Genomic DNA, 373 nt, shown 5'->3' with positions numbered 1-373 from the left:
CCTCCACCATATACGCCGGTGTAGCTCAACTGGTAGAGCAACTGACTTGTAATCAGTAGGTTGGGGGTTCAAGTCCTCTCGCCGGCACCATTAATGCCTGGAACCGTGGTGTAGTTGGCCTAACATGCCTGCCTGTCACGCAGGAGATCGCGGGTTCGAATCCCGTCGGTTCCGCCATTAATCTAAAAATTAAATAAGGCTCGGTAGCTCAGTCGGTAGAGCAGAGGACTGAAAATCCTCGTGTCGGCGGTTCGATTCCGTCCCGAGCCACCTTTTAATCCTGGAGGATTAGCGAAGTGGCCAAACGCATCAGACTGTAAATCTGCTCCCGTACGGGTTCGGTGGTTCGAATCCATCATCCTCCACCAGTTTT

General features: G+C 52.5%; 4 tRNA genes. All 4 read left to right on the top strand.

Features of this window, described 5'->3' with window-relative positions:
* The first annotated feature begins 14 nt into the window (after positions 1–14).
* The 4 genes from CHH60_RS29455 (at position 15) to CHH60_RS29440 (ending at position 368) form a co-directional block, all read left to right on the top strand.
* Positions 15–90 (top strand) — tRNA-Thr (locus tag CHH60_RS29455).
* Positions 91–99: 9 nt separating this feature from the next.
* Positions 100–177: transfer RNA gene (locus CHH60_RS29450), tRNA-Asp, on the top strand.
* A 20-nt stretch (positions 178–197) separates the two neighbouring features.
* Positions 198–270 (top strand) — tRNA-Phe (locus tag CHH60_RS29445).
* Positions 271–282: 12 nt separating this feature from the next.
* Positions 283–368, top strand: a tRNA-Tyr gene (locus tag CHH60_RS29440).
* The last annotated feature ends 5 nt before the right edge of the window (positions 369–373 follow it).

Source organism: Paenibacillus sp. 7523-1 (assembly GCF_002276415.1).
Classification (GTDB): Bacteria; Bacillota; Bacilli; order Paenibacillales; family Paenibacillaceae; genus Paenibacillus; species Paenibacillus illinoisensis_A.
The sequence above is the reverse complement of the archived record's forward strand: the minus strand, read 5'-3'. Positions and strand labels throughout refer to the sequence as shown.